Origin of the sequence: Nocardia gamkensis NBRC 108242, from assembly GCF_001612985.1 — a bacterium.
Lineage (GTDB): Bacteria > Actinomycetota > Actinomycetes > Mycobacteriales > Mycobacteriaceae > Nocardia > Nocardia gamkensis.
On the sequence record NZ_BDBM01000005.1, the window covers coordinates 269,267 to 292,974 of the forward strand.

Below are 23,708 nucleotides of genomic sequence, written 5' to 3' on the forward strand. Positions count from 1 at the left end.
ATGCGCGAAAGGACACCGATGAGCGGTCAGGCCCGGAGGCGGCAGCGAAGCGTAACCACGCAGGGCTCCCGCTCATGCGCGAAAGGACACCGATGAGCGGTCAGGCCCGGAGGCGGCAGCGAAGCGTCACCACGCAGCGCTCCCGCTCATGCGCGAAAGGACACCGATGAGCACCGCCGAACACCAGGAATTCCTCGCCTCGGTGCGGGCGCTGCTGACCAAGCACGCCGGGTCGGCGGCGGTGCGCGCCGCGATGGACACCGAACTCGGCTACGACCCGGCCCTATGGCGGCTGCTGTGCGAGCAGATCGGCGTCGCCGCGCTGGCGATCCCCGAGGAGTACGGCGGCTTCGGCGCGGGCTTGGTCGAATCCTCGCTGGTGGTGGGCGAATTGGGCCGCACGCTCGCCGGGGTGCCGATGCTCGGCTCGGCCGTGCTGGGCGCGCAGGCCGTGCTGCTGTCGGGTGACGCCGAAGCCTGCGCGCGGCTGCTGCCCGAGGCGGCGGAGGGCACGCGCACGATCGCGGTCTGCTGGGCGGACGAGCGCGGCTGGGACGAACCGGGCGTGCGTGAGACGGACGGCGCCCTCAACGGCACCGCGCACTACGTGCTCGACGGGATGTCGGCGGACACCCTCGTCGTCGTCACCCGGACCGGCCTGTTCGAGGTCGAGCCCGACGCGCCGGGTGTCACCCGGCGATCCGCGCCCACCATGGACCCCACCCGCAAGCTGGCCGAAGTCGATTTCGCCGACGTGCGCGCCCGACGGCTCGGCTCGGGCGACCAGGCGGCGGCCGTCGCCCGGCTGCGCCGCATCGCGTGGGCGGCGCTGGCCGCCGAGCAGGTCGGGGCCGCCGACCGCTGCCTCGAGATGACGGTGGAATACGCCAAGTCCCGGGTGCAGTTCGGCCGGGTGATCGGCAGCTTCCAGGCGCTCAAGCACCGGATGGCGGACATGTACGTGCTGCTGGAATCGGCCCGGTCCGCGTCCATCGCGGCGACCGCGGCGGTGGCGGCGGACAGCCCGTCGGCCGCCGAAGACGTCTGGGCCGCCCGCGTGCACTGCTCGGAGGCGCTCACCGCCATCGCGGCCGAGACCGTTCAGCTGCACGGCGGCATCGCGATCACCTGGGAACACGACGCGCATCTGTTCTTCAAGCGCGCCCACGGGGACGCGCAACTGTTCGGCGCCGCGCACCGTCCGGTGGCGCAGCCCGCTCGAGCCGGGGCAGGGGCGCGCCGGGGCGACGGCGCGCCCTGTCTCGAGTAGCTGTCGGCGGCTGAGCCGATGAACTAAGATGTGACACGCGCCACATGCGCATAGGCGGGGATGCGTTTTCCAGTGGCACCGCAGGTCGGGATCGGTGCCGTCACGAGTCGAACTGCCGACTCGTCACCCAACAAGTCGTCGGGGCCCACCAGCTGGGAGGATGCCATGACGCGAACAGTGAATTCCGATCTCGAGGTACTACGTTCCACGATGGACGGGCCGGTGTTCGGCCCCGGCGAGACCGGGTACGACCGGGCTCGCGCCATCTGGAACGCCGACATCGACCGGCACCCCGCGGTGATAGCCCAGTGCGTGTCGCCCGGTGACGTGGCCGCGGCGCTGGCCTTCGGCCGGGATCGCGGGCTGGAGATATCCGTTCGCGGCGGCGCCCACTCCTACAGCGGGACCGCGGTCGGCGAGGGCGGCCTGATGATCAACCTAAGCGCGCTGAAGGGCGTCGTGGTGAATCCGGAGGCCGAGCGAGCCCGGGTCGGCGGCGGAGCGACGATGGCGGATCTGGACGCAGCGACCCAGGCATACGGGCAGGCGGTGACCGGCGGGGTGGTCAGTGACACCGGCGTCGGCGGCCTCACCCTCGGCGGCGGCATGGGCTGGCTGACCCGCATGGCCGGACTGGCCATCGACAACCTCGTCTCGGCGCAGGTGGTTCTCGCCGACGGCCAGGTGCTGCGAGCGTCCGAGAACGAGAACGCGGATTTGTTCTGGGCATTGCGCGGGGGCGGCGGCAATTTCGGGGTCGTCACCGAATTCGAATACCGCCTGCATCACGTCGGGCCGGAAGTGCACCTCGGCCTGTTCTTCTGGGACATGCCGGACGGGACGGATGCTCTGCGCCTGATCCGGGAGTTCATTCCCACTCTGCCGCGTCGGTCGGGCGCGTTGATAGCGCTGGCGATGTCGGCGCCGCCGGCGCCGTTCGTTCCGGAGCGATACCACGGCCGAGCGGGGCATGCCCTGATCGTCGCGGGTTTCGGCACAGCCGAGGAGCACACCGCCGCGGTGGCGCCGATCCGCGAAGCACTGCCGCCGCTGTTCGAATTCCTCGGCCCCGTCCCGTACGCCGGGCTGCAACGGATGCTCGACGGTGGGGCGCCGTGGGGCTTGCGCGGGTACGAGAAGGCACTCGACCTCGGCGATTTCTCGAACGACGTGATCGCGGTCCTGACCGCGAAAGCCGCCGAGAAGACCGCGCCGCTGTCGTTCATGCCGATCTTTCCGCTCAGCGGCGCGTTCAGCACAATCGGCGAGGACGACACGGCATTCGGCGGCGCGCGCAGCCCACACTACGGGTGCAATATCACCGCGATGGCTCCCGACGCCGAGACGCTGGCCCTCGACCGGGACTGGGTGCGCAGGACGTGGGAAGCGTTGCGCCCGATGGCTTCCAACCGCGGCGGGTATGTGAACTTCATGGCGGACACGGACCGCGACCGGGTCCGCGAATCCTACGGAAGCGTCAAATACGCCAAGCTGGCCCGAATCAAGGCCGCCTACGACCCGTGCAACGTCTTCCACCGCAACGCGAACATAGCCCCCGGCTGACTCACTCGTTCGAGCGTCTACCGGCCGCGCCGGGGCGCAGGCCGTCCAGAACGATCTCCACGAGCCGCCGCCAATCACCGCTCCCGCTGCCGATGGTCGCGGACATCGCGCCGACGATCATGTAGACGTCGGTCACCGTGCAGTCCTCGCGCACCATCCCGGCCGCCCGATCCCGCTCGACGAGCTCGCCGATCACCTCCTCGAGCCTGCTGCGCGATTCGCCGCGCGGCGCGCTGCCCGCCGATTGCCGCGCCGCCTCGATGGCCGCCGACAAGCCCCGGTCGGCGGTCAGCACCTCGCCTACGTGGCGCAGGTAGCGGGCGAGCCCTTCCCCCGGCTCGGCACGCAGGCATTCGGTGCGGGCGAAATCCTCGATTTCGGCGAAGCGCTGCGCGGCCGCTGCCTCGATGAGGTCGGCCTGGGTGGGGAAATGACGGTAGACGGTACCGATACCGACTCCCGCGGCGCGAGCGATCTCGGGCAGTTGCACCGCACTGCCGCGCTCGGCGAACAGCGCGCGAGCCGCGGCCAGGATGCGGACGCGGTTGAGCGCGGCGTCCGCGCGCCGCGGACGGGGCGATGGTGGCCTTGACACCGGCGATCCCTCCATGTTTACCCTTCAATCGGAAGCGGAATCCGATTCCGTTTCATGCCATCGAAGGGTAGCAGTTCATGTCCCACAATCGTTTCCGCGTCCTGGACCCAGGCGAGGCACGGACCGGCCGGGTGCCGTTGCCGCCCGCCTTCGCAGTGAAAGCCACCACCGCCGACACCGAAGGCAGGTTCTCCTTGCTGGAGGTGACCCTCGCGCGCGATATTCCCCGGCATACCCATCACGTCGCCGACGAGTGCGTCTACGTACTCGAAGGCACACTCGACGTCGAATTCGACGATCGGACGCTCTCCGCGACCCGAGGCATGTTCGTACTGCTGCCGCACGGCGTGCCCCACGCCCTGCGCTGCGGGTCACAGCCACCGCCACGGGTACTCCAGATCTCCTCACCCGGCGGCTGGGAGTGCTATCTCGAGGACCTCTTCGAAGCCGGTGCGTCGGTGCTGACCGACGGAGCGCTGGACCCGGTGAAGATCAATCCGATCGCGGCGAAATACGACATCCGCTACGAGGAAACGGTTTGATCCGTTCGATCGAGCCTGTCGGACAACAGCTTTGACGCCGATCTGGTTAGCCCCCGAATGGAGCCGGTCTCCATCGGGGGCATCCCGCTTCGGATCATGTGGCCGACTTCACCGCCAATAGATAGTTAGCCTATGTAATAATATTGCCTGTGCAGCAAGCTCAGGTGAACACAGCGGATGACATCGTCGTCGACCTTCTCGTCACCGCGGGCAGGCTCACTCGGCTGGCCGGGGTGATCAGCGGCGACGACCTGCCGCGCGCGATGTTGCGGGCACTGGCGGTGCTCGACGAACACGGAGCGCTGCGGGTCAGCGAATTCGCCAGGATCGACCGATGTTCACAGCCGGCGGCAACGGCGCTGATCGGCAAGCTGGTCGCGGAAGGTCTCGCGAGCCGGCGCAAGGACCCGGAGGACTTCCGGGCCGTGATCGTCGAACTCACCCCGGCCGGGCGGGCCCGTCTGGCCGAATTCCGCCGAGCATTCGCCGCCGCGATCGGCGGACATCTTCCCGGCTTCGACGCCGAACGCCTGGCGCGGCTGGACACCGAATTACACGACTTGCTGGAGGCCTTGAAAACGGCTACGCGACAGCATGATCCGATCTCGAGGGAACATTGATGAGCACATTGGCTCCCACCCGCGCCGCGGCACCTGCCGCGGACGACACCAAGCAACCGAAAGCCGTCTGGGCGGTCGCGTTCGCGAGCGTGATCGCGTTCATGGGCATCGGCCTGGTCGATCCGATTCTCAAACCGATCGGCGAACAACTACACGCCTCACCTTCCCAGGTGTCGCTGCTGTTCACCAGCTACATGCTGGTCACGGGCGTGGCCATGCTGATCACCGGTGTGGTGTCGAGTCGCTTCGGCGCCAAGAAGACGCTGCTGGCGGGCCTGGCGATCATCATCGTGTTCGCCGCGCTGGCCGGCATGTCCGACACGGTGGCGCAGATCGTCGGCTTCCGCGCGGGCTGGGGTCTGGGCAACGCGCTGTTCATCGCCACGGCGCTGGCCACCATCGTCGGCGCGGCCAGCGGCGGCGTGGCCCGCGCGATCATCCTGTACGAGGCGGCGCTGGGCATCGGCATCGCGACCGGCCCCCTGGTCGGCGGCGTGCTCGGCGGAATCAGCTGGCGCGGACCGTTCTTCGGTGTCTCGGCGCTGATGGCCGTCGCGCTGGTCAGCATCGTCGTCCTGCTTCCGGAAGGCCCGAAGCCTGCCCACCGCACCTCGATCGCCGCGCCGTTCCGCGCGTTGCGTCACCGCGGTCTGCTGATCGTGAGCATCACCGCCCTGCTGTACAACTTCGGCTTCTTCACGCTGCTCGCCTACACCCCGTTCCCGCTGGACATGGGCACCTACGCGATCGGCTTCATCTTCTGCGGCTGGGGAGTGCTGCTGGCGATCGCCTCGGTGTTCCTGGCTCCCCGGTTGCAGCGCCGGTTCGGTTCGCTGCCGATGATGGGACTCTCGCTGGGGCTGTTCGCGGCGGATCTGGCGATGATGGCCGTCTTCGCCGAGCACAAGCCGGTGCTGATCATCGGCACCGTGCTGGCGGGCCTGTTCCTCGGCGTGAACAACACGCTGATCACCGAGGCCGTGATGATCTCGGCGCCGGTCGAGCGGTCCACCGCTTCGGCGGCCTATAGCTTCGTGCGCTTCGCGGGCGGCGCCGCCGCGCCCTACCTCGCGGGCAAGCTCGGCGAACACAGCATCGCACTGCCGTTCTGGGTGGGCGCGGCATGCACCGCCGCCGCGGTGGTCGTGCTGATGGCAGGGCGCACCGCCTTGGCCCACCTCGATGACCACGATCCCGCACCGCACAGCGTCGAGGAAGCCCAGGCCATCACGGTCGGCGACGACTGACCCGATACCCCGCCGGAGGCAGCCACCAGCGTGGCTGCCTTCGGCGTTTCCACCCCTGGCGCCTGCCGGCGCGAGGAGTACGGTCGAGAAATATGACCGAAGCGAAGCGGGGCCGCGTCAGCGTCGAGACCAGTCAGAAGCGGGTGCGCGTCTATCTGGGCGGTCATCTCGTGGCCGACAGCGCGCGGCCGGTGCTCGTGTGGGAGAACCCGCACTATCCCGCCTACTATCTGCCGGTCGCGGATCTGCGCGCGAAACTGGAACCGAACGGACATACCCAGCACTCCGCCAGCCGTGGCGACGCGACCGTCTACGACGTCATGGTGGACGGCACCACGGCGGGCGGCGCTGCGCTGCGATATCACGACTCGCCGCTCACCGAATTGCGCGATCTGGTGCGGTTGGAGTGGAACGCGATGGACGAGTGGTTCGAGGAGGACGAGCCGATCTACGTCCATCCGCGCAACCCGTACTCGCGCGTCGACATCCTGGCCAGCTCACGGCATGTGCGGGTGGAGATCGACGGCGTCACCGTCGCCGACTCCCGCGCGCCGCGCATCCTCTTCGAAACCGGTTTGCCCGCACGGTATTACCTGCCGATGACCGATGTCCGCATGGACTTGCTGTACCCGTCGGCCACCCACACCAGCTGCCCTTACAAGGGCACCGCCGACTACTGGACCGTCCGCGTCGAGGGCAAGGAGTATCCCGACTACGTCTGGGGCTACCGCACGCCGCTTCCGGAGAGCCAGAAGGTCGCCGGACTGGTCTGCTTCTACAACGAGAAGGTCGACATCTACGTGGACGGTGAACTCCAGGAACGCCCGCGCTCGCCGTTCAGCTGAGTTCGGCGACAGCCCGCCCGGCTCGTTCGCACCCTGCGGGGCATGCGCGCCGGATCAGACCGCGACCAGTGGCGTGTTGTCGCCCGCGCGGCGGTACTGCCCCGGGGCCAGGCCGTATTCGCGCTTGAAGGCCTTCGCGAAGGCGAACTCCGAGGTGTAACCGACCCGGCGAGCCACGGCGCCGAGACTGCTGTCGGTGTCGCGGAGCAGGCGAGCGGCGGTGAGCATGCGCCAGCGGGTGACGTAGGCCAACGGCGGTTCGCCGACCGTCGCGGTGAAGCGGCGGGCGAGGGTCGCGCGGGAGACGCCCGCGATGTCACCCAGATCCGTCACGGTCCATGCTCGCGCGGGCTGCTCGTGCACGGCGCGCAGCACCGCGGCCACCGCGGGGTCGGCGAAAGCGCCTGCCCAGCCGGAGGATCGCACGTCGGCCTGCTCGTCGAACCAGGCGCGCAGGATGAACAGCAGCAACGTCTCGAGGATCGCGGGCACGGCCGCGTCGCTACCCGGACGCGGCTCGGCGATCTCCGCGGCGAGCAGGTCGACGGCGCCGCGCAGCGCCGGATGACGCCCCGGACGCGCGGGCAGATGAATGAACTCGGGCAGCTCGTCGAGGATGGGGTGGCTGCGCCCGCGTCCGAGTTCATAGGCGCCGCACAGCAGCGCGGTCCGGACGCCGGGCCCAACGATCTCCCTCGGCTCGCCGGGCATCGCGGTCTCGGTGACCGGGCTGTCCATGCTGTCCACCAGGTCGTGGTCGGCCCCGCGCGGCATGAACAACACGTCCCCCACACCGAGCGCCATCGGCTCGCCGCCGGTCGGCACCACCCAGCAGGAGCCCTGCAAGACCACGTGGAAACCCGCGCCGGGCACCACGGGATACCGGCGGCCCCACGGGGCGTGCCGGATGAACAGGCCGGAGGCGGGGCTGCCGGTGCGGATGGCCGCGATGGCTTCGCTGAGGATGTCCACTTGTAAACCGTAACACTCTTACCGTGAGCGTTTCAGACAAACTATTGCGCTTTACAGGCATTGGTCTACTCGACGGATGGCAATAGATTCGTTCTCATGACATCAACCAAAGCCTCCCCCGTCATCGCCGTCTACGGCGCCACCGGACACACCGGCGGCTACCTGCTCGAGGAACTGCGCCGCCGCGACCTCGCTCCGATCCTGGTCGGCCGGGATGCCGATCGCATCCGCGCCGCCGCCGATGCGGTGGATCTGCCCGGCGCCGATGTCCGGGTGGCCGATCTGACCGACCACGCGGCCCTCGTCACCGGGTTCACCGGAGCCGACGTGGTGATCAGCAGCCTGCCCGCGTACGTGGAGCACGGCTCGGCGGTGCTCGCCGCGGCCATCGAGGCCGGTGCCCACTACACCGACATGTCCGGCGAGCAACTGTTCCTGAAGCGGGTTTTCGATGAGTTCGGCCCGCGCGCGGCGGCGGCGGGCGTCACTGTGGTGTCCGGCATCACCGACAGCAATCTCCCCGGTGACCTGCTCGCTCACCTCACCACGCGCCGGGTGACCGGCCCGGCCGAGGTGGTGCTGAGCCACCTGAGCAACAGCGGCGGCAACGGTTCGAAAGGCAGCGCCGAGACGGTCTTCGCCAGCTTGGACTGGTTCCGCGGCGGCGGCTGGCACTACGCCGACGGCGAACTGCGCACCGGCGCTACCGCGCGCCACGACAAGATCACCTTCCCCGGCCACACCGAACCGACCGCGGTCGCGAAGTTCCCGCAGCCCCCGGTCCTCACCATCCCCCGGCATTCGGAGGTCTCCTACGTCGAAGGCGTCCTCGCCACCTCGATCCTCGACACGCTCAGCGGGTTCACCGCCGAACTCATCGACGCGCTACCCGACGCGCCCAGCGCGGACCTGCGCTACGACCTCGTCGTCGACGCGTTCGGCGCGGACGGACATCGCGTCCGGGGCGTGCTCAGCGGCGTCGACTCCTACCGCGATTCGGCGCTGATGGCGGTGGAGACAGCCGTCCGGCTGAGCGAGGGCGCCGCCGCACCGGGTGCGCTCGCGGCCGCCGAGGCGTTCGACGCGACCGATTTCCTCGACGCGCTCGCTCCTTTCGGCATCACCTGGCGTATCGAGGAAACCGATCGCGCCGGTGATCGGGCATAGTCGAACGATGACCGACAACCGGCCGCCGCTCGCCGTCGCACTCGATCTCGCGCCGCACCCGGAGGGCGGCTGGTATCGCGAAACCTGGCGCAGCCCGGTGGAATTCACCCCGGAGGGCTACCCGGGCCCGCGCGCCGCCGCCACGGCGATCCATTTCCTGCTGTTGCCGGGCGAGCAGTCGGCCCCGCACACCGTGCGCTCCGACGAGCTGTGGCTCTGGCATCGCGGCGGGCCGCTGGCGCTGGACATCGGCGGCGAGGTGGTGATCCTCGGCCCCGACGTGGAGCGCGGCCAGGCGCTCCAGGGCGTGGTGCCGGGTGGCGTCAGCCAGTCGGCGCGACCGGCCGGCACGGAATACGTGCTGGTCAGCTGTATCGTCGCCCCTGGATTCGACTTCGCGGACTTCCGGCTGGACTGAGCGGGTTCAGCGCACCGGCACGGTGGCGAATTGGGCGAGTTCGTGCGGGTCGTGGGCACTGAACATCCGCACCCGGTCACCGTGGTCGGCGCGCAGCGTGCGCAGCCGCTCCAGATTCTCCACCCGCTCGCGGCCCAGCGTGCTCGCGAGGATCTCGAAGACGCCGAGCCCGACCGGCGGGCGCGACCTTCCCGCCGCCAGCTGCCGGTGGTGGAAATAGGCGTCACCGCAGTGCAGCAGCCACCCGTCGCTCTGCCGGACCGCGACGCCGCTGTGCCCGCGGGTGTGCCCGACCAGCGGAATCAACATGATGTCCTCGAGCACCGGGACGGCGGTGAAGCCGAACCAGGTGTCCGCGCCGGTTTCGTGGGCCAGCCAGCGCGGGCCGTGCTCCCACTGGCGCGGCTGGTAACGCAGTTTCTCCCCGAGGGTGGGACGCTGGATCGCCGCGTCGAGTTCGTCGGCGAAGACGTGCACTGTCGCGTCGGGGAAGTCCGACAGCCCGCCGGCGTGATCGATATCGAGATGGGTCAGCACGATGTGCCGGACATCCTCGCGCCGATAGCCGAGCCCGCGGATCTGATGCAGCGCGGTGAGTTCCGGACGCAGCCGGGGTCGCAGCAGTTGCGCGGTGCCGGCACCGAGCCGGCCGCGGTCGAGCACGTCGGCCATGCCGAACCCGGTGTCCACCAGCACCAGCCCGTCATCGGATTCGACGAGCAGGCAATGGCCGACCAGCCCGCCGGTCAGCAGCCCACCGCTGCCCAGCAGCGCGCGCCCGCCGACCGGGCACATGGTCGCGCAGTCCAGATGCCGCACCAGCATCGCGGAAACTCCCTCCTACGGCGCCGGATCGGATGCGGTCCGTTCCGGCACGAAGGTCCTCTTTGTTCCCGTCAACGTAGCCCGAGCACGACTCGCCCGCGACAGCACGGTCACCGCCACGGCGATCGGCGGGCAAACCGATCCGCGCCGACCGCCCCGGAATACCCCGCCTACTCGGGGATTTCGAGCACGCCCTCGTCCACGGCCCAGGCGATGGTGCGCTCGAGGTTCGGACACGAATCGGGGCGGCCCGGCCCGTGACCGCTCGCACTGAGTTCGGCGAAAACCGGGCAGTGCTCGGCCGGATCGCCGGTCCACTGCACCGAGGTCTGGTGCGGGCTGCTCTTGCGCACCAGCACCTGACTCCGGCAGGCCTGACACCGCAGCGGGGTCAGGCCGTCCTCCAGGTAGCGCTGCTGGTCGACCACCGTCTGGGCGCGCACTTCGGCTCGCCGAGCGGGCTGGTCGGCGAAATCGGGTGCCTTCGCCCAGGTGGCCGACATCAGACGCTTGCCTCGGCTTCCTCGGACTCGCGCTTGCGCCGCAGGTTCTCGGCGACCTCGGCCTCCCACGCCTCGTTCGCCTTGGTGGTGTCCACCTCGAACTCGAAACGCCGGGTCATCTTCTCGGTGACGTCGGCCAGGTCGACGTAGAACTGGTCGTACCAGCGACGCAGCTGGTAGACCGGCCCGTCCTCCTCGCACAGCAGCGGATTCTCGACCTTGGACTTGTGCTTCCAGATCTCGACGTCCTGCAGGAAGCCGACGCTGATGCCCTCGGTCATCTTCTCCGCCAGCTTGGTCGCCATCTCGCCCTCGACGCCCTTGGGCTTCTCCAGCGTGATGCCCCATTGCAGGACGAAGGAGTCCTGGGTGACCGGGTAGTGGCAGTTGATCAGGACGCTTTTCACCTCGTAACCGCTGTAGATGTTGATCAGCGGGTTGATCATGTACGAGGGTCCGAAGTAGGAAGCCTCGGACTTGAGCAGCGTGTCACCCCCGTACTTGGAGGCCATGCCGATGTCCGGCCTGCCTTTGGTCTCCAGGAACTGGGTGGCGATGTGCCCCTCGAAGACGTTCTTGAAGTACGTCGGGAAGGCGAAATGGATGTAGAAGAAGTGGGCCATGTCGACCACGTTGTCGATGATCTCGCGGCAGTTGGCGCCCTCGATCAGCATCGAGTTCCAGGTCCAGTCGGTCCACCCGCTGTCGAGCTGCTCGGTGGGGTTGCCGTCCGCGTCGGTGTAAGGACCCTCGATGTGCGGAATAGTGACCTCCGGCGGCGGCTGGCTGCCCTCGTGGTCGTGCCAGACGAACAGCTGGCCGTTGCGCTCCAGCGTGGTCCACTTCCTGGTGCGCGCCAGCGGTGGCACCCGGCGCGCGTACGGAATCGCGGTGCACTTGCCGTTGGTGCCCGACCAGCGCCAGTCGTGGAACGGACAGGCGATGTCGTCGCCTTTGACCTCGCCCATGCTCAGGTCGCCGCCCATGTGCCTGCAGTAGGCGTCGAGCACCCGCAGTTCACCGTTGCTGTCGGCCCAGACGACGAGCTTGGTGCCGAAGACGTTCACCGCGTGCGGCTTGCCGTCCCGGTACGTCTTGGCCAGACCCAGGCAATGCCATCCCCGCGCATACCGGGTCGGTGCGGTGCCGACATCCAGCTCCCGGACCTTCGCACCGCTCTGCGGCATTGGATTGGCCGCCTCGCGGGTCCCTCCGTGGTTACGCAGGCTGCCGCCTCCGGGCCCGTCGCTCGGCGGCGGTGGGGTAACTGCCATCGCGATTCCTCCTCCTTCTGTACTAGAACACGTTACAAAACTGACGCCCTCAACGCCAGCGATTCACCTCACTTCCTGCATGAGCGCATGTCCGGGTGGGGGTGAACACCGGTTCTCGACATAAATAGGAACCTGTTCTAGTCTCAGAGGCAAATGAGATTTCGGACATCAACCGACCAGGCAGGAGCAGGTCCCGAGATGACGCAAGAAGTGACCGAACGGGTCGAAGCGCTGTTGCCGACGTTGCGCGAACGCGCACAGGAGGCCGAGGACCTGCGGCGCATCCCCGACGAAAGCATGAAGGCGTTGCAGGAGACCGGCTTCTTCCGGTTGCTCCAGCCCAAGCAGTGGGGCGGTCACGCCGCCGATCCGGTGGTCTTCTACGACACCGTGCGCAAGATCGCCAGTGCGTGCGGGTCCACCGGCTGGGTGGCGGGCATTGTGGGCGTGCACAACTGGCACCTGGCGCTGTTCGCGCAGCAGGCGCAGGAGGACGTCTGGGGCGAGGACACCGAAGTGCGGATCTCCTCCTCCTACGCACCGATGGGCGCCGGCACGGTCGTCGACGGCGGCTACCTGGTCAACGGCGCGTGGGCCTGGTCGTCGGGCTGCGATCACGCCACCTGGGCCGTGCTCGGCGGCCCGGTGATCAAGGACGGCAAGCCGGTGGATTTCGGCAGCTTCCTCATCCCGCGCGACGACTACCGCATCGATGACGTGTGGAACGTCGTCGGCCTGCGCGGCACCGGTTCCAACACCGTCGTGGTGAAGGACGTCTTCGTGCCATCGCACCGGTTCCTCAGCTTCCGTGCCATGAGCGAGCTGAAGTCGCCCGGCCTGGAACAGAATCCGGACCCGGTCTACAAGATGCCGTGGGGCACCATCCATCCCACCACCATCTCCACCCCGATCGTCGGCATGGCTTACGGGGCCTACGCGGCGCACGTCGAGCACCAGGGCAAGCGGGTGCGCGCGGCCTACGCGGGCGAGAAGGCCAAGGAGGATCCGTTCGCCAAGGTGCGCATCGCGGAAGCGGCCAGCGATATCGACGCCGCGTGGCGGCAGCTGTCGGGCAACGTCGCCGACGAGTACGCGCTGCTGGTGGCGGGCGAGGAGATTCCGTTCGACCTGCGCGTGCGGGCCAGGCGCGACCAGGTGCGCGCGACCGGTCGTTCGATCGCGGCGATCGACAAGCTGTTCGAGAGCTCCGGGGCCACCGCGCTGTCGAACGGGACCCCGTTGCAACGGTTCTGGCGCGACGCGCACGCAGGCCGGGTGCACGCGGCCAACGATCCCGAGCGCGCGTACCTGATGTACGGCACCCACGAATTCGGCCTGCCCGTCACCGACGGCATGGTCTAGGAGGACGGCGTGACCTCTACCGCGGAACTCACCGCCGAATCGACCTCGCGCTACGCGCAGGTGCGGCCCGACCTGCGGCTGCACTATCACGAAGCGGGCGTGGGCAACGGGCCGACGATCGTCCTGCTGCACGGCGGCGGGCCCGGCGCGTCCTCGTGGTCGAACTTCGCGCGCAACATCCCGGTGCTGGCCGAGCACTTCCACGTGATCGCGGTGGACCAGCCCGGCTACGGCCGCTCGGACAAGCCGACCGAGCATCCGCAGTACTTCGTGCACAGCGCCTCGGCCCTGAAGGATCTGCTCGACCACCTGGAGATCACCACGCGGGTGCACCTGCTGGGCAACTCGCTCGGCGGCGGCGCGGCGGTCCGGTTCGCGCTGGACTACCCGGATCGGGCAGGCAAGCTGATCCTGATGGGTCCCGGCGGGCTGAGCACCAATCTGTTCGCGCCCGACCCGACCGAGGGCGTGAAGCTGCTTTCCAAGTTCAATTACGAGCCGACCAGGCAGAACCTGGAGGCGTTCCTGCGCATCATGGTCTTCGACCAGTCGCTGATCACCGAGGAGTTGATCGACGAGCGGTTCGCCTCGGCGAGCACGCCCGAAGCGCTGGCCGCCACCCGGGCGATGGGCAAGTCGTTCGCGAGCGCGGACTTCGAGAAGGGCATGCTCTGGCGCGACGCCTACAAACTGCGCCAGCCGGTGTTGCTGATCTGGGGCCGCGAGGACCGGGTCAACCCGCTCGACGGGGCACTGGTGGCGACCAAGGTGATCCCCAGAGCGCAGTTGCATGTTTTCGGCGGATGCGGACACTGGGCACAGCTGGAGAAGTTCCACGAATTCAACCGGCTCGCGATCGATTTCCTCGCGGGCGTCAAGGAGAAGTGATGGGCATCCGTTCACTGGGATATCTGCGCATCGAGGCGACCGACATGGCCGCCTGGCGGGAGTACGGCCTGAAGGTCCTCGGCATGGTCGAGGGCAAAGGCACCCACCCCGGCGCACTGTACTTGCGCATGGACGAGTTCCCGGCCCGGCTGGTGATCGTCCCCGGCGAGAAGGACCGGTTGCAGATCTCGGGCTGGGAAACCGCCAACGCCGAAGAGCTGCAAGACATCCGCAACCGGCTGGACGCGGCGGGCGTGCCCTTCAAGGAGGGCACCGCCGCCGAACTGGCCGACCGCCGGGTGTACGAGCTGATCCGGTTCGACGACCCCTCCGGCAACACGCTGGAGGCGTTCCACGGCGCGGCGCTGGAGCATCGCCGGGTGGTCAGTCCCTACGGGCACAAGTTCGTCACCGAGGAGCAGGGGCTCGGGCACGTGGTGCTCAGCACCAAGGACGACAAGGCGGCGCTGGAGTTCTACCGCGACGTGCTCGGCTTCCGGCTGCGCGACTCGATGCGGCTGCCACCGCAGATGGTCGGGCGCCCGGCCGACGGCGAGCCGGCCTGGCTGCGTTTCTTCGGCTGCAACCCGCGTCACCACTCGCTGGCCTTCCTGCCCATGCCGACGCCGAGCGGCATCGTGCACCTGATGATCGAGGTGGAGAACGCCGACGACGTGGGGCTGGCCTTGGACCGCGCGCTGCGCAAGAAGGTCAAGATGTCGGCGACGCTCGGACGGCACGTCAACGACAAGATGCTCTCCTTCTACATGAAGACGCCGGGCGGATTCGACGTCGAATTCGGTTGTGAGGGCCTGGAAGTGGACGACCACGACTGGATCGCGCGGGAATCCACCGCGGTGAGCCTGTGGGGCCACGACTTCACCGTCGGACAGCGGCAGCAGTGACCGAGAGGGCGAGCGAAACGATGACCGCGGACGGATCCGGGATCGATCCACGGCAGTTCCGGAATGTGCTGGGGCAGTTCTGCACCGGGATCACCGTGATCACCACCTTCGACGGCGATCAGGCCCCGGTCGGCTTCGCCTGCCAATCGTTCGCCGCCCTCTCCCTCGAACCGCCCCTGGTTCTGTTCTGCCCCACCAAGGCGTCCCGGTCCTGGGCGGCGATCGAGAAAACCGGGCGTTTCTGCGTGAACGTCCTGGCCGAACAGCAGCGCGAACTGTGCGCCCGCTTCGGCTCCCGCGAACCCGACAAGTTCGCCGGCGCCGCGTGGCACACCTCCGACCGCGACCTCCCGGTCCTGGACGAGGCCCTCGCCACCATCGAGTGCACCGTCGACAGCGTGGTGGACGGCGGCGACCACTACATCGTGATCGGCCGGGTCCAGGCCCTCTCCGAAACGACCACCACCGGCCGCCCCCTGCTGTTCTACCGCGGCCAGTACACCGCCATCGAACCGGAGAAGACCACCCCGGCCCCCTGGCGCGCGGACTTGGAGCACTTCCTCACGACGACGACGCTCGACACCTGGTTGTAGCGGGGGCCACCAGCCTGTAGCCACGGCGATAGCATGTAGCCCCATGTGCTACATATGGCTACAATGTCGTTATGAAGGTGATCACGCAGCGCGAATTCCGCAATAATTCAGCGGCGGTGATGAATGCGGTCGAGGCCGGGGAAACCTTCCGCGTCACCCGCAACGGCGTCGAGGTTGCCGAGGTCCGGCCGGTCGGCCGACAGCGCCGCCGTACCGCAGAAGAACTCGTCGAACGGCATCGCAAACTGCCACGGGTCGATTACGCCCGAATGCGACAGGAAGCCGACGACTTCTTCGGAACGGAAGATCGAGTCGGCGACGACGACGCCTGGGGCTCACGTTCATGACCGAGCGGCACGCATCGGGGGTGTTGGACACCTGCACCTACATCGACCTATATGCGCTCGATCCTGCTTCTTTGCCGGAGTTACCCGAGATCACGGCGATCACACTGGCCGAATTGCACCAGGGCGTTGCCATGGCGAAGGACACCGCCACTCGGGCAGCACGATCCGAGCAACTCGGCGCCGCCATCGTGGATTTCGATCCATTGCCCTTCGATGAAGACGCCGCGACCCGCTACGGCACCCTGGTAGCACTCACGCTGGCCGCGAAGCGTGACCCGCGGCCCCGCCGGATGGATTTGCTCATAGCGGCGATCGCGTCAGCACGGGGGCTACCGCTGTACACCCGCAATAGCGCTGATTTCCGGGGACTGGAAAGCATGCTCGAGGTCGTCGCGGTGTAGCGCACAAAAGTGCTCAGTTGATGAGCACTTCAGGTCGGAGGATGAGGTGTAGAAACAGCACCGCATCTCCGGAGGGCATCGTGGGTCAGTTGGACGAAGCAGGAATCCTCGTTTGCGTCGACGTCGCGCAGTGGGAGGAGTGGCTCGCGGCCAATCACCACCGGGCTGCCGACGTCTGGTTGAAGATCGCCAAGAAGGGGGCGGCGGGCAGGACGATCAGCAATGGCGAGGCGCTCGACGGCGCGCTCTGCTTCGGCTGGATCGACAGTCACCGCCGCGTCCTCGACGCCGACCACTATCTTCAGCGATACTCGCCGCGGCGTTCGAAGAGTCCTTGGTCGCAAGTCAACGTCGCCAAGGCCGAAGCGCTCATCGCGGCGGGCCGCATGCGTGCACCCGGCTCGGCCGCCATCGCCGCCGCCCGGTCCGATGGCCGCTGGCAGGCCGCCTACGCGCCCCAGCGCACCGCCACCTGCCCCGGTGATCTGACCGCCGCTCTCACCGAGAACACCCGCGCACGCGCCCGTTTCGATCAGCTCGACCGCACCGCGCGGTACGCGGTGTTCCTGCGGCTGATGAAGGCGCGGACGTCCGCCGAGCGCGCCACCCAGCTGCGCCGGATCGTCGCGGAGTTGAGCGGATGACAGTCTCGACACGTGGACATAGATGACGCCGTTCGAGGCGCAAGGCTACTCGCCTCCGACATCGAAAATTCTCTCGGATTTGCGGTGCATGTAGAAACTGGAAGTACCGATAAATGGCGCAGGTTCGCCGAGCGGACCGGGCGGCCAGAGCCGAAGGCGCTGGTGCGCATTGCTGTGCCCGATGCCGGCACTGCCGCGGCCCTCGACCCCACCGAACCAGGCAGCGCGACCGCTGAGGAGTTCGCGATGGAACTGGCTCAAATTCTGCAGGATGATATCCAGATCCATATTCGGGAGCCGTGGCCCAAGGACCCGACCACGAGTGGGCGGTCGCTGGAACCGACCGAACGCGGTTGGCAAAGTCTCGCGGACAAGGCGTATCTCGTCCGATACGGACAGCTAGGACACTCCACTGATTAGCCCGAGCCGCACGCCGACGGTGCTACCGACACACGACTGGGCGTTCTGGGCAGATCGGGCCGCGAACGGTGGTTTCGTTCGCGGCCCGCGCCGTCCGTCCGGTCAGGCGGTGACGGTCGCCTTCTCTCGCTGCAATTCCAGCGCGATGTCGATGAGCTGATCCTCCTGGCCGCCGACGAGCTTGCGCTTGCCCGCGCGGACGAGCATTTCGGCGGCCGATACGCCGTAGCGCTCCGCTTGCCGTTCGGCGTGCTTGAGGAAGCTGGAGTAGACGCCCGCGTATCCCATCATCAAGGCTTGACGGTCGAGCAGGCATTCCTGCGGCATGGCGGGGCGGACGACGTCTTCGGCGGCGTCGGCGATCGCGAAGAAATCGATGCCGGTCTTGACGCCCAGCTTGTCGCACACCCCGACCAGCGCCTCGACCGGCGTGTTGCCCGCACCCGCGCCGAAACGGCGTGCGCTGCCGTCGATCTGGGTGGCGCCCGCGCGGATGGCGTAGACCGAGTTGGCGACGGCCAGGTCGAGGTTCTCGTGGCCGTGGAAGCCGACCTGCGCGTCGTCGCCGAGTTCGGTGACCACGGCCGCGACCCGGTCGGAAACCTGTTCCAGCACAAGCGCTCCGGCGGAATCGACGATGTAGACGCACTGACATCCGGCGTCGGCCATGATGCGTGCCTGCTTGGCCAGCACCTCCGGCGGCTGAGTGTGCGACATCATCAGGAACCCGACGGTCTCCAGTCCGAGTTCGCGCGCCAGGCCGAAGTGCTGGATCGACACGTCGGCTTCGGTGCAGTGGGTGGCGATGCGGCAGATGGACGCGCCATTGTCCTGCGAGATCTTGATGTCTTCCTTCACCCCGACGCCGGGCAGCATCAGCACGGCGATCTTCGCCCGCTTCGCCGTCTCGGCCGCGATGGTGACCAGTTCCTGCTCCGGCGTCTTGGAGAAGCCGTAGTTGAACGACGAGCCGCCGAGGCCGTCGCCGTGGGTCACCTCGATGACCGGGACGCCCGCGCCGTCGAGCGCGGCCACGATGTCACGGACCTCGGTGGCGGTGAACTGGTGGCGCTTGTGGTGGGATCCGTCGCGCAGCGAGGTGTCGGTGACGCGGATGTCGAGTTCTGCTGAGTAGGCCATGTCGAAAGCTCCTTACACCCGGGCCGTGACGATCTGTTCGGCGATGACCTCGCCGACCTGCGTGGCGGCGGCGGTCATGATGTCGAGGTTGCCCGCGTACGGGGGCAGGAAGTCGCCCGCGCCTTCCACCTCGACGAACACCGACACCTTGGCCATCCCGCCGGAGACCACCGAGGGCTCGTCGAACTGCGGCTCGTTGAGCAGCCGGTAGCCGGGGACGTACCGCTGGATGTCGGCGACCATCCGGTGGATCGAGTCGGCGACCGCTTCGGTATCGGCGTCGTCGGGGATGGCGCAGAAGATGGTGTCGCGCATGATCATCGGCGGCTCGGCCGGATTCAGGATGATGATGGCCTTGCCGCGCTGCGCTCCGCCGATGGTCTCGACGCCGCGGCTGGTGGTCTTGGTGAACTCGTCGATGTTCGCCCGCGTGCCGGGGCCCGCCGAGACCGACGACACCGACGCGACGATCTCCGCGTACGGCACCGGGACGACGCGTGACACCGCGGCGACGATCGGGATCGTCGCCTGGCCGCCGCAGGTGATCATGTTGACGTTCGGCGCGTCGAGATTCGCGCCCAGGTTCACCGGCGGCACGACGGCGGGGCCGACGGCGGCGGGAGTGAGGTCGACGGCGCGGATCCCGGCTTCGGCGTAGCGCGGGGCGGCGGCGCGATGCACATACGCCGAGGTCGCCTCGAAGATCAGATCCGGCAGCTCGGATTGCCCGAGCAGCCAGTCCACGCCCTCGTGCGAGGTTTCCAGCCCGAGTCCGCGCGCCCGCTTCAGGCCCTCGCTGTTCGGGTCGATCCCGATCATCCAGCGCGGCTGGATCTTCTCCGAGCGCAGCAGTTTGTAGAGCAGATCGGTGCTGATGTTGCCGGACCCGACGATCGCGGCGGTGACGGTCCCGTTGGACACGACAGCCTCCCTAGGTGAATTGCAGACGGACAGAGCCGAGTCCGGCGAACTCGGCGTGGAACTCCTCGCCCGGACGGGCGTCGATCGCGCGGGTGCACGAGCCGGGCAGCACGATGTCACCGGCCTTCAACCGGACGCCGAAGCTCGCGACCTTGCGCGCCAGCCAGGCCACCGCGATCACCGGGTCGCCGAGCACGGCGTCGCTGCGGCCCTCGGCGACCACCTCGCCGTTGCGGGTGAGCACCGCGTCGATGGCCTTGATGTCGATGTCCTCCGGCGCGACGCGCGCGGCGCCGAGCACGAAACCGGCGGAGGAGGCGTTGTCGGAGATGGTGTCGGCCAGGCCGATGTTCCAGTCCTTGATCCGCGAGTCGATCAGTTCGATCGCGGGGGCGAAGGCGACCGTGGCGGCGAGTACGTCGGCTTCGGTGCATTCCGCGCCGGGCAGGTCGGCGCCGAGCACGAACCCGACCTCCACCTCCACCCGGGGAAACAGGTAGCGGCCCGCCTCGACCGGAACGTCTTCGTAGACTTCCATTTCCGCGAGAAGATGCCCGTAATCGGGCTCGTCCACGCCCATCATCTGCTGCATGGCCTTCGAGGACAGGCCCACTTTGTGCCCGACCACGCGCGCGCCCGCGTCGAGCCTGCGCCGGATGTTGATCAGCTGGATCTCGTAGGCGTCGACCACATCGATGTCGGGGTGGCGGGCGATCAGCGGATCGATCGCCACCCGTTCGCGCTCGGCGCGCTCGAGTTCGTCGGCCAGTTCGGTTCGTACCGCGTCGGACAGCACGCTAGTTTCCTTCCGTTGCTTTTTCGAGCGCCGAGACCTGCTCGCCGGCGGCGGACCGGCCTGCCCTGCGGCCGGAGAAGACGCAGTCCGACAGCGACAGCCCGCTGACGTAGGACCTGGAGCAGATACCGATCGCGGTGCGTCCGGCCGCGAAGAGCCCTGGGATGTCGTGGCCCTCGGCCGTCTTGACCGCGCCGGTGCGCTCGTCCACGACGACGCCGCCGAGGGTGAGCATGGGGCACGGGTTGGTCAGGCTCGGTTTGATGCCCACATCCAACAGCCAGAACGGGCCGGTGCGGACCGGATTGGTGAACTCCGCGGGCTTGCCGACCGGATCGGGGGCTCCGGTCTCGATCGCCGTGTTGTGCGCCTCGACCGTCGCGCGCAGCCCGGCGGGGTCGATGCCCGCCTTCGCGGCAGCCTCTTCCAAGGTGGCGCCGCGAATCGCGGTGCGCCGCATCGTTTCGAACTGTCCGCGCTGGAACCAGGCGCCCTGCTTGCCGATCTGCCCGATCGCGGTGCGCATCAGCGGGTCGTCGGCCAGCAGCCAGCCCTTGCCGTCATGCTCGGTGATCAGCGCGTTGCCCACCGCGGCGCCGTAGCGCGTCTCGTCGATCACCCGGCGACCGGCGGCGTCCACCAGCAGCGCGCCGGTGAAGGCACTGGGCGGGAGCAGGAATCGCCAGGCGGAGACGTTGTCCATGTGGTCCACCGCCGCGCCGGCCTGCTGGGCCATCAGGATGCCGCTGCCGTCATCGGCGGTGGTGCCCAGCGCGAGACCACCGTGGAACGCGGGCGCGTACTGCCGCACCATGTCGCGATTGGCGATGAATCCGCCCGCGCTGAGCACCACCCCGCGCCGCGCGAGAACGCGAATCGTGCTGCCGTATCGGCGTTCCAGCCGGTCCAGCCGCTGTTCCAGCGCCCGCCGCAGCGGCGGGTAGTAGATGCCCGGCTTGGCCGCGACCTTCGCCATGCGGGTGTAGCGGTCGCGGACCCGGCCGGGCGCGTCACGCAGCGTGTTGCACTCGACGCCGATCACCGCGCCCGCCGCGTCGGTGATCAATCGGGTCACCCGGGTGAGGGTTTCCACCCGGACGCCTGCGCGGGACGCCGCGGCGGCGAGCGGTCCGGTGAGCTTCTTGCCCGAGGTGCCCCTGCCCTTCACCCGATGGCCGCGCTGGGCGGCCGGGATGTCCCGGAACGCGCCGGAGATCTCGCTGCCGGAGTAGTAGAGGTAGTAGCGGTCGTTGGGATAGGAGGTCTTGTACGGGCACAGCGAGGCTTCGAACGGGACGCCGTGCGACTTCAGCCACTCGATCAGCTGCGGACTCTCGTCGACGAACTTGCGCAGCGTCTCCGGGGTCACCGCGTCGCCGACCTCGCGCTCGAGGTAGGCGTACATCGCCTCCGGGGTGTCTTCGACTCCCGCCTCCCGCTGCACCGAGGTGCCGCCGCCCGCGTAGATGATGCCGCCGGACAGCGCCGACGTCCCACCTCCGGCGAACCGCTCGAGCACGAGCACCTGCGCGCCCGCCGCGGTCGCTTCCAGCGCGGCCGCCGCACCCGCGGCGCCGTATCCGACCACCACAACGTCGGTGGCCAGGTCCCATTCGAGGCCCATGTCCTTAACTCCGGTCTGAAACTGAAACAAGTTTCCTCGACAAACGGAACGTCGAGCAAGTCTTCTGCCACACAACATAGACCAATGGCGCGTCCATTCTATAACGTGTTCTACATGACTGATCGGGAATACGACGTGGTGGTGGTCGGCAGCGGCGCCGCCGGCATGACCGCCGCCCTCACCGCGGCCCACAACGGCCTGAGCGTGGTGGTCATCGAAAAGGCCGCGCACTACGGCGGGTCGACCGCGCGCTCCGGCGGCGGCGTGTGGATCCCGGGCAACAAGGCGCTGCGCGCGTCCGGTCGGCCCGACGACCGCGAGGAAGCACGCACCTACCTGCACAGCATCATCGGTGACGTCGTGCCCTCCGAACGGATCGACACCTACATCGATCGCGGCGCCGAAGCGCTGGACTTCGTGCTCGATCACTCGCCGCTGAAGATGACATGGGTGCCCGGCTACTCCGACTACCATCCGGAGGCGCCGGGCGGGCGGCCCGAGGGGCGCTCGTGCGAGCCCAGGCCGTTCGACACGAAGATCCTGGGCGACGAGCGGTTCAACCTGGAGCCGCCGTACGCGAAGGCTCCGCTGAACGTCGTGGTGATGCAGGCCGACTTCGTCCGGCTCAATCTGATCCGGCGTCATCCGAAGGGCATGCTGCGGGCGATGCGCGTCGGCGCGCGCACCTACTGGGCCAAGTTCACCCGCAAGCACATCGTCGGCATGGGGCAGGCCATCATCGCGGGCATGCGCAAGGGGCTCATGGACGCGAACGTGCCGCTTCTGCTGAACACCCCGATGACCGACCTCGTCGTGACCGATGGCGTCGTCACCGGCGTCCACGCGCTGCACGAGGGCGAGCCGGTCACTTTCACCGCCCGCTACGGCGTCGTCCTCGGCAGCGGCGGTTTCGAGCACAACGCGGAAATGCGCACCAAATACCAGCGCCAGCCCATCACCACCGAGTGGACCACCGGCGCGGCCGCCAATACCGGCGACGGCATCCAAGCGGGCATGGCGGCGGGCGCGGCCATCGGTTTCATGGAGGACGCTTGGTGGGGGCCGACCATCTTCAAGGGCGGCAAACCGTGGTTCGCGCTGGCCGAACGGAATCTGCCCGGCAGCATCATGGTGAACGCCGACGGCAAGCGATTCGGAAATGAGTCCGCTCCTTACGTCGAGGCGGTGCACACCATGTACGGCGGCGAGTACGGGCAGGGTGAGGGACCGGGCGAGAACATCCCCGCGTGGCTGGTGTTCGACCAGCGCTACCGGAACCGCTACATCTTCGCCGGGCTACAGCCCGGTCAGCGTTTTCCATCCCGGTGGATGGAAAACGACTTCATCGTCAAGGCCGACAGCATCGAGGAATTGGCAGGCAAGATCGGCGTGCCCGCCGACGAGCTGGCCGCGACCGTCACCCGGTTCAACGGCTTCGCCGAGACCGGGAAGGACGAGGACTTCGGCCGCGGCGACAGCCACTACGACCGGTACTACGGCGATCCGACCGTGCGGCCCAACCCGTGCCTGGCCGCGCTGGTGGAGGGCCCGTACTACGGCGCCAAGATCGTGCCGGGCGATCTGGGCACCAAGGGCGGGCTGGTGGCCGACACCGCCGGACGGGTGCTGCGCGAGGACGGCAGCGCCATCGAGGGGTTGTACGCCTCCGGCAACTGCTCCACACCGGTGATGGGCCACACCTACGCCGGGCCCGGCGCCACCATCGGCCCCGCGATCGCCTTCGGCTACCTCGCCGTGCTGGATATCGTCGAGCGCAAGAAGGGCCAGCCCGCCGCCACCGCGGGGGCGTGAGACGAGAACGCGGT

General features: G+C 68.3%; 26 protein-coding genes. 17 read left to right on the forward strand and 9 right to left on the reverse strand.

From position 1 onward, the window contains the following. Window positions 1–166 precede the first annotated feature (166 nt). Entirely contained in the window at window positions 167–1,270 is a 1,104-nt protein-coding gene (locus NG1_RS06050) for an acyl-CoA dehydrogenase family protein (protein WP_062968777.1), read from the forward strand. A gap of 165 nt (window positions 1,271–1,435) precedes the next feature. Continuing rightward, window positions 1,436–2,833 (forward strand): FAD-binding oxidoreductase, encoded by a 1,398-nt coding sequence (locus NG1_RS06055; RefSeq protein WP_062968779.1) that lies wholly within the window; start codon window positions 1,436–1,438, stop codon window positions 2,831–2,833. Window position 2,834: 1 nt separating this feature from the next. Here NG1_RS06055 and NG1_RS06060 read toward each other — a convergent pair whose 3' ends face one another. Continuing rightward, window positions 2,835–3,428 carry a TetR/AcrR family transcriptional regulator gene (locus NG1_RS06060; protein WP_210750589.1) on the reverse strand — a complete coding sequence of 198 codons (594 nt, stop codon included), beginning with the start codon at window positions 3,426–3,428 and terminating at the stop codon, window positions 2,835–2,837. Window positions 3,429–3,505: 77 nt separating this feature from the next. On the opposite strand from NG1_RS06060, the gene NG1_RS06065 reads away from it, so the two are divergent. From NG1_RS06065 to NG1_RS06080, 4 genes are all read left to right on the forward strand, one after another. Beyond that, complete coding sequence (locus NG1_RS06065; RefSeq protein WP_062968783.1) at window positions 3,506–3,970, forward strand: cupin domain-containing protein; 465 nt, start codon at window positions 3,506–3,508, stop codon at window positions 3,968–3,970. A 164-nt stretch (window positions 3,971–4,134) separates the two neighbouring features. Beyond that, window positions 4,135–4,590 (forward strand): MarR family winged helix-turn-helix transcriptional regulator, encoded by a 456-nt coding sequence (locus NG1_RS06070; protein ID WP_063910269.1) that lies wholly within the window; start codon window positions 4,135–4,137, stop codon window positions 4,588–4,590. Further along, window positions 4,590–5,837 (forward strand): MFS transporter, encoded by a 1,248-nt coding sequence (locus NG1_RS06075; protein WP_062968788.1) that lies wholly within the window; start codon window positions 4,590–4,592, stop codon window positions 5,835–5,837. Before NG1_RS06070 ends, NG1_RS06075 begins: the two co-directional genes overlap by 1 nt. 92 nt (window positions 5,838–5,929) lie before the next feature. Next, window positions 5,930–6,682, forward strand: coding sequence for a DUF427 domain-containing protein (locus tag NG1_RS06080; protein WP_062968790.1), 753 nt, complete (start codon window positions 5,930–5,932; stop codon window positions 6,680–6,682). 54 nt (window positions 6,683–6,736) lie between these two features. Here the strand turns inward: NG1_RS06080 and NG1_RS06085 are convergent, their stop codons facing one another. Further along, entirely contained in the window at window positions 6,737–7,654 is a 918-nt protein-coding gene (locus tag NG1_RS06085; protein WP_062968792.1) for an AraC family transcriptional regulator, read from the reverse strand. Between the two features lie 96 nt (window positions 7,655–7,750). On the opposite strand from NG1_RS06085, the gene NG1_RS06090 reads away from it, so the two are divergent. Both NG1_RS06090 and NG1_RS06095 read left to right on the forward strand, forming a co-directional pair. Beyond that, complete coding sequence (locus tag NG1_RS06090) at window positions 7,751–8,821, forward strand: saccharopine dehydrogenase NADP-binding domain-containing protein (protein WP_062968794.1); 1,071 nt, start codon at window positions 7,751–7,753, stop codon at window positions 8,819–8,821. Between the two features lie 7 nt (window positions 8,822–8,828). Further along, window positions 8,829–9,239, forward strand: coding sequence for a cupin domain-containing protein (locus NG1_RS06095; protein WP_062968796.1), 411 nt, complete (start codon window positions 8,829–8,831; stop codon window positions 9,237–9,239). 6 nt (window positions 9,240–9,245) lie between these two features. Here NG1_RS06095 and NG1_RS06100 read toward each other — a convergent pair whose 3' ends face one another. From NG1_RS06100 to NG1_RS06110, 3 genes are all read right to left on the reverse strand, one after another. Beyond that, window positions 9,246–10,064 carry an MBL fold metallo-hydrolase gene (locus NG1_RS06100; protein WP_062968799.1) on the reverse strand — a complete coding sequence of 273 codons (819 nt, stop codon included), beginning with the start codon at window positions 10,062–10,064 and terminating at the stop codon, window positions 9,246–9,248. A gap of 170 nt (window positions 10,065–10,234) precedes the next feature. Continuing rightward, on the reverse strand, window positions 10,235–10,567 hold the full coding sequence (locus NG1_RS06105) for a hypothetical protein (protein ID WP_062968801.1): 333 nt from the start codon (window positions 10,565–10,567) through the stop codon (window positions 10,235–10,237). Further along, window positions 10,567–11,754, reverse strand: a complete 1,188-nt coding sequence (locus tag NG1_RS06110) for a 3-ketosteroid-9-alpha-monooxygenase, oxygenase component (protein WP_062968803.1) — start codon at window positions 11,752–11,754, stop codon at window positions 10,567–10,569. Before NG1_RS06110 ends, NG1_RS06105 begins: the two co-directional genes overlap by 1 nt. Window positions 11,755–12,039: 285 nt before the next feature. Between NG1_RS06110 and hsaA the strand changes: the two genes are divergently transcribed. From hsaA to NG1_RS36415, 8 genes are all read left to right on the forward strand, one after another. Next, window positions 12,040–13,203, forward strand: a complete 1,164-nt coding sequence (gene hsaA, locus NG1_RS06115) for a 3-hydroxy-9,10-secoandrosta-1,3,5(10)-triene-9,17-dione monooxygenase oxygenase subunit (protein WP_040864585.1) — start codon at window positions 12,040–12,042, stop codon at window positions 13,201–13,203. A gap of 9 nt (window positions 13,204–13,212) precedes the next feature. Then, the gene (hsaD, locus tag NG1_RS06120) at window positions 13,213–14,091 is read left to right on the forward strand and encodes a 4,5:9,10-diseco-3-hydroxy-5,9,17-trioxoandrosta-1(10),2-diene-4-oate hydrolase (protein WP_062968805.1); all 879 of its coding nucleotides are present in this window, start codon (window positions 13,213–13,215) and stop codon (window positions 14,089–14,091) included. Then, complete coding sequence (gene hsaC / locus NG1_RS06125; RefSeq protein ID WP_040864583.1) at window positions 14,091–14,996, forward strand: iron-dependent extradiol dioxygenase HsaC; 906 nt, start codon at window positions 14,091–14,093, stop codon at window positions 14,994–14,996. Before hsaD ends, hsaC begins: the two co-directional genes overlap by 1 nt. Window positions 14,997–15,016: 20 nt before the next feature. Further along, window positions 15,017–15,589 (forward strand): 3-hydroxy-9,10-secoandrosta-1,3,5(10)-triene-9,17-dione monooxygenase reductase subunit, encoded by a 573-nt coding sequence (gene hsaB, locus NG1_RS06130; RefSeq protein WP_040864689.1) that lies wholly within the window; start codon window positions 15,017–15,019, stop codon window positions 15,587–15,589. 71 nt (window positions 15,590–15,660) lie between these two features. Further along, the gene (locus NG1_RS06135; RefSeq protein ID WP_062968807.1) at window positions 15,661–15,936 is read left to right on the forward strand and encodes a type II toxin-antitoxin system Phd/YefM family antitoxin; all 276 of its coding nucleotides are present in this window, start codon (window positions 15,661–15,663) and stop codon (window positions 15,934–15,936) included. Beyond that, window positions 15,933–16,337 carry a type II toxin-antitoxin system VapC family toxin gene (locus tag NG1_RS06140; RefSeq protein ID WP_062968809.1) on the forward strand — a complete coding sequence of 135 codons (405 nt, stop codon included), beginning with the start codon at window positions 15,933–15,935 and terminating at the stop codon, window positions 16,335–16,337. Before NG1_RS06135 ends, NG1_RS06140 begins: the two co-directional genes overlap by 4 nt. Before the next feature lie 89 nt (window positions 16,338–16,426). Next, entirely contained in the window at window positions 16,427–16,981 is a 555-nt protein-coding gene (locus NG1_RS06145) for a YdeI/OmpD-associated family protein (RefSeq protein ID WP_062968811.1), read from the forward strand. A gap of 12 nt (window positions 16,982–16,993) precedes the next feature. Next, a complete protein-coding gene (locus tag NG1_RS36415; RefSeq protein WP_157113878.1) occupies window positions 16,994–17,401 on the forward strand; it encodes a hypothetical protein in 408 nt (135 codons plus the stop codon). 102 nt (window positions 17,402–17,503) lie between these two features. On the opposite strand, the gene dmpG is transcribed toward NG1_RS36415, so the two are convergent. From dmpG to NG1_RS06170, 4 genes are read right to left on the reverse strand one after another with little or no spacing between them, the layout of a single operon-like run. Beyond that, window positions 17,504–18,541 carry a 4-hydroxy-2-oxovalerate aldolase gene (gene dmpG / locus NG1_RS06155; RefSeq protein ID WP_062968815.1) on the reverse strand — a complete coding sequence of 346 codons (1,038 nt, stop codon included), beginning with the start codon at window positions 18,539–18,541 and terminating at the stop codon, window positions 17,504–17,506. A gap of 12 nt (window positions 18,542–18,553) precedes the next feature. After that, a complete protein-coding gene (locus NG1_RS06160) occupies window positions 18,554–19,462 on the reverse strand; it encodes an acetaldehyde dehydrogenase (acetylating) (RefSeq protein WP_062968817.1) in 909 nt (302 codons plus the stop codon). Between the two features lie 10 nt (window positions 19,463–19,472). Continuing rightward, complete coding sequence (locus NG1_RS06165; protein WP_062968819.1) at window positions 19,473–20,258, reverse strand: 2-keto-4-pentenoate hydratase; 786 nt, start codon at window positions 20,256–20,258, stop codon at window positions 19,473–19,475. A gap of 1 nt (window position 20,259) precedes the next feature. Continuing rightward, complete coding sequence (locus tag NG1_RS06170; RefSeq protein WP_062968821.1) at window positions 20,260–21,882, reverse strand: FAD-binding protein; 1,623 nt, start codon at window positions 21,880–21,882, stop codon at window positions 20,260–20,262. A 114-nt stretch (window positions 21,883–21,996) separates the two neighbouring features. On the opposite strand from NG1_RS06170, the gene kstD reads away from it, so the two are divergent. After that, the gene (gene kstD, locus NG1_RS06175) at window positions 21,997–23,694 is read left to right on the forward strand and encodes a 3-oxosteroid 1-dehydrogenase (RefSeq protein ID WP_084498733.1); all 1,698 of its coding nucleotides are present in this window, start codon (window positions 21,997–21,999) and stop codon (window positions 23,692–23,694) included. Window positions 23,695–23,708 lie beyond the last annotated feature (14 nt).

What these genes read in the sequence shown, in the direction of transcription:
- NG1_RS06100 (WP_062968799.1), bottom strand. Translation starts at nt 10,064, where the DNA reads ATGCTGGTGCGGCATCTGGACTGCGCGACCATGTGCCCGGTCGGCGGG.
- dmpG (WP_062968815.1), bottom strand. Translation starts at nt 18,541, where the DNA reads ATGGCCTACTCAGCAGAACTCGACATCCGCGTCACCGACACCTCGCTG.
- NG1_RS06075 (WP_062968788.1), top strand. Translation starts at nt 4,590, where the DNA reads ATGAGCACATTGGCTCCCACCCGCGCCGCGGCACCTGCCGCGGACGAC.
- NG1_RS06095 (WP_062968796.1), top strand. Translation starts at nt 8,829, where the DNA reads ATGACCGACAACCGGCCGCCGCTCGCCGTCGCACTCGATCTCGCGCCG.
- NG1_RS06080 (WP_062968790.1), top strand. Translation starts at nt 5,930, where the DNA reads ATGACCGAAGCGAAGCGGGGCCGCGTCAGCGTCGAGACCAGTCAGAAG.
- NG1_RS06065 (WP_062968783.1), top strand. Translation starts at nt 3,506, where the DNA reads ATGTCCCACAATCGTTTCCGCGTCCTGGACCCAGGCGAGGCACGGACC.
- hsaB (WP_040864689.1), top strand. Translation starts at nt 15,017, where the DNA reads ATGACCGCGGACGGATCCGGGATCGATCCACGGCAGTTCCGGAATGTG.
- NG1_RS06090 (WP_062968794.1), top strand. Translation starts at nt 7,751, where the DNA reads ATGACATCAACCAAAGCCTCCCCCGTCATCGCCGTCTACGGCGCCACC.
- NG1_RS06135 (WP_062968807.1), top strand. Translation starts at nt 15,661, where the DNA reads ATGAAGGTGATCACGCAGCGCGAATTCCGCAATAATTCAGCGGCGGTG.
- NG1_RS06140 (WP_062968809.1), top strand. Translation starts at nt 15,933, where the DNA reads ATGACCGAGCGGCACGCATCGGGGGTGTTGGACACCTGCACCTACATC.
- NG1_RS06105 (WP_062968801.1), bottom strand. Translation starts at nt 10,567, where the DNA reads ATGTCGGCCACCTGGGCGAAGGCACCCGATTTCGCCGACCAGCCCGCT.
- NG1_RS06170 (WP_062968821.1), bottom strand. Translation starts at nt 21,882, where the DNA reads ATGGGCCTCGAATGGGACCTGGCCACCGACGTTGTGGTGGTCGGATAC.
- NG1_RS06110 (WP_062968803.1), bottom strand. Translation starts at nt 11,754, where the DNA reads ATGCCGCAGAGCGGTGCGAAGGTCCGGGAGCTGGATGTCGGCACCGCA.
- kstD (WP_084498733.1), top strand. Translation starts at nt 21,997, where the DNA reads ATGACTGATCGGGAATACGACGTGGTGGTGGTCGGCAGCGGCGCCGCC.
- hsaC (WP_040864583.1), top strand. Translation starts at nt 14,091, where the DNA reads ATGGGCATCCGTTCACTGGGATATCTGCGCATCGAGGCGACCGACATG.
- NG1_RS06055 (WP_062968779.1), top strand. Translation starts at nt 1,436, where the DNA reads ATGACGCGAACAGTGAATTCCGATCTCGAGGTACTACGTTCCACGATG.
- hsaA (WP_040864585.1), top strand. Translation starts at nt 12,040, where the DNA reads ATGACGCAAGAAGTGACCGAACGGGTCGAAGCGCTGTTGCCGACGTTG.
- NG1_RS06050 (WP_062968777.1), top strand. Translation starts at nt 167, where the DNA reads ATGAGCACCGCCGAACACCAGGAATTCCTCGCCTCGGTGCGGGCGCTG.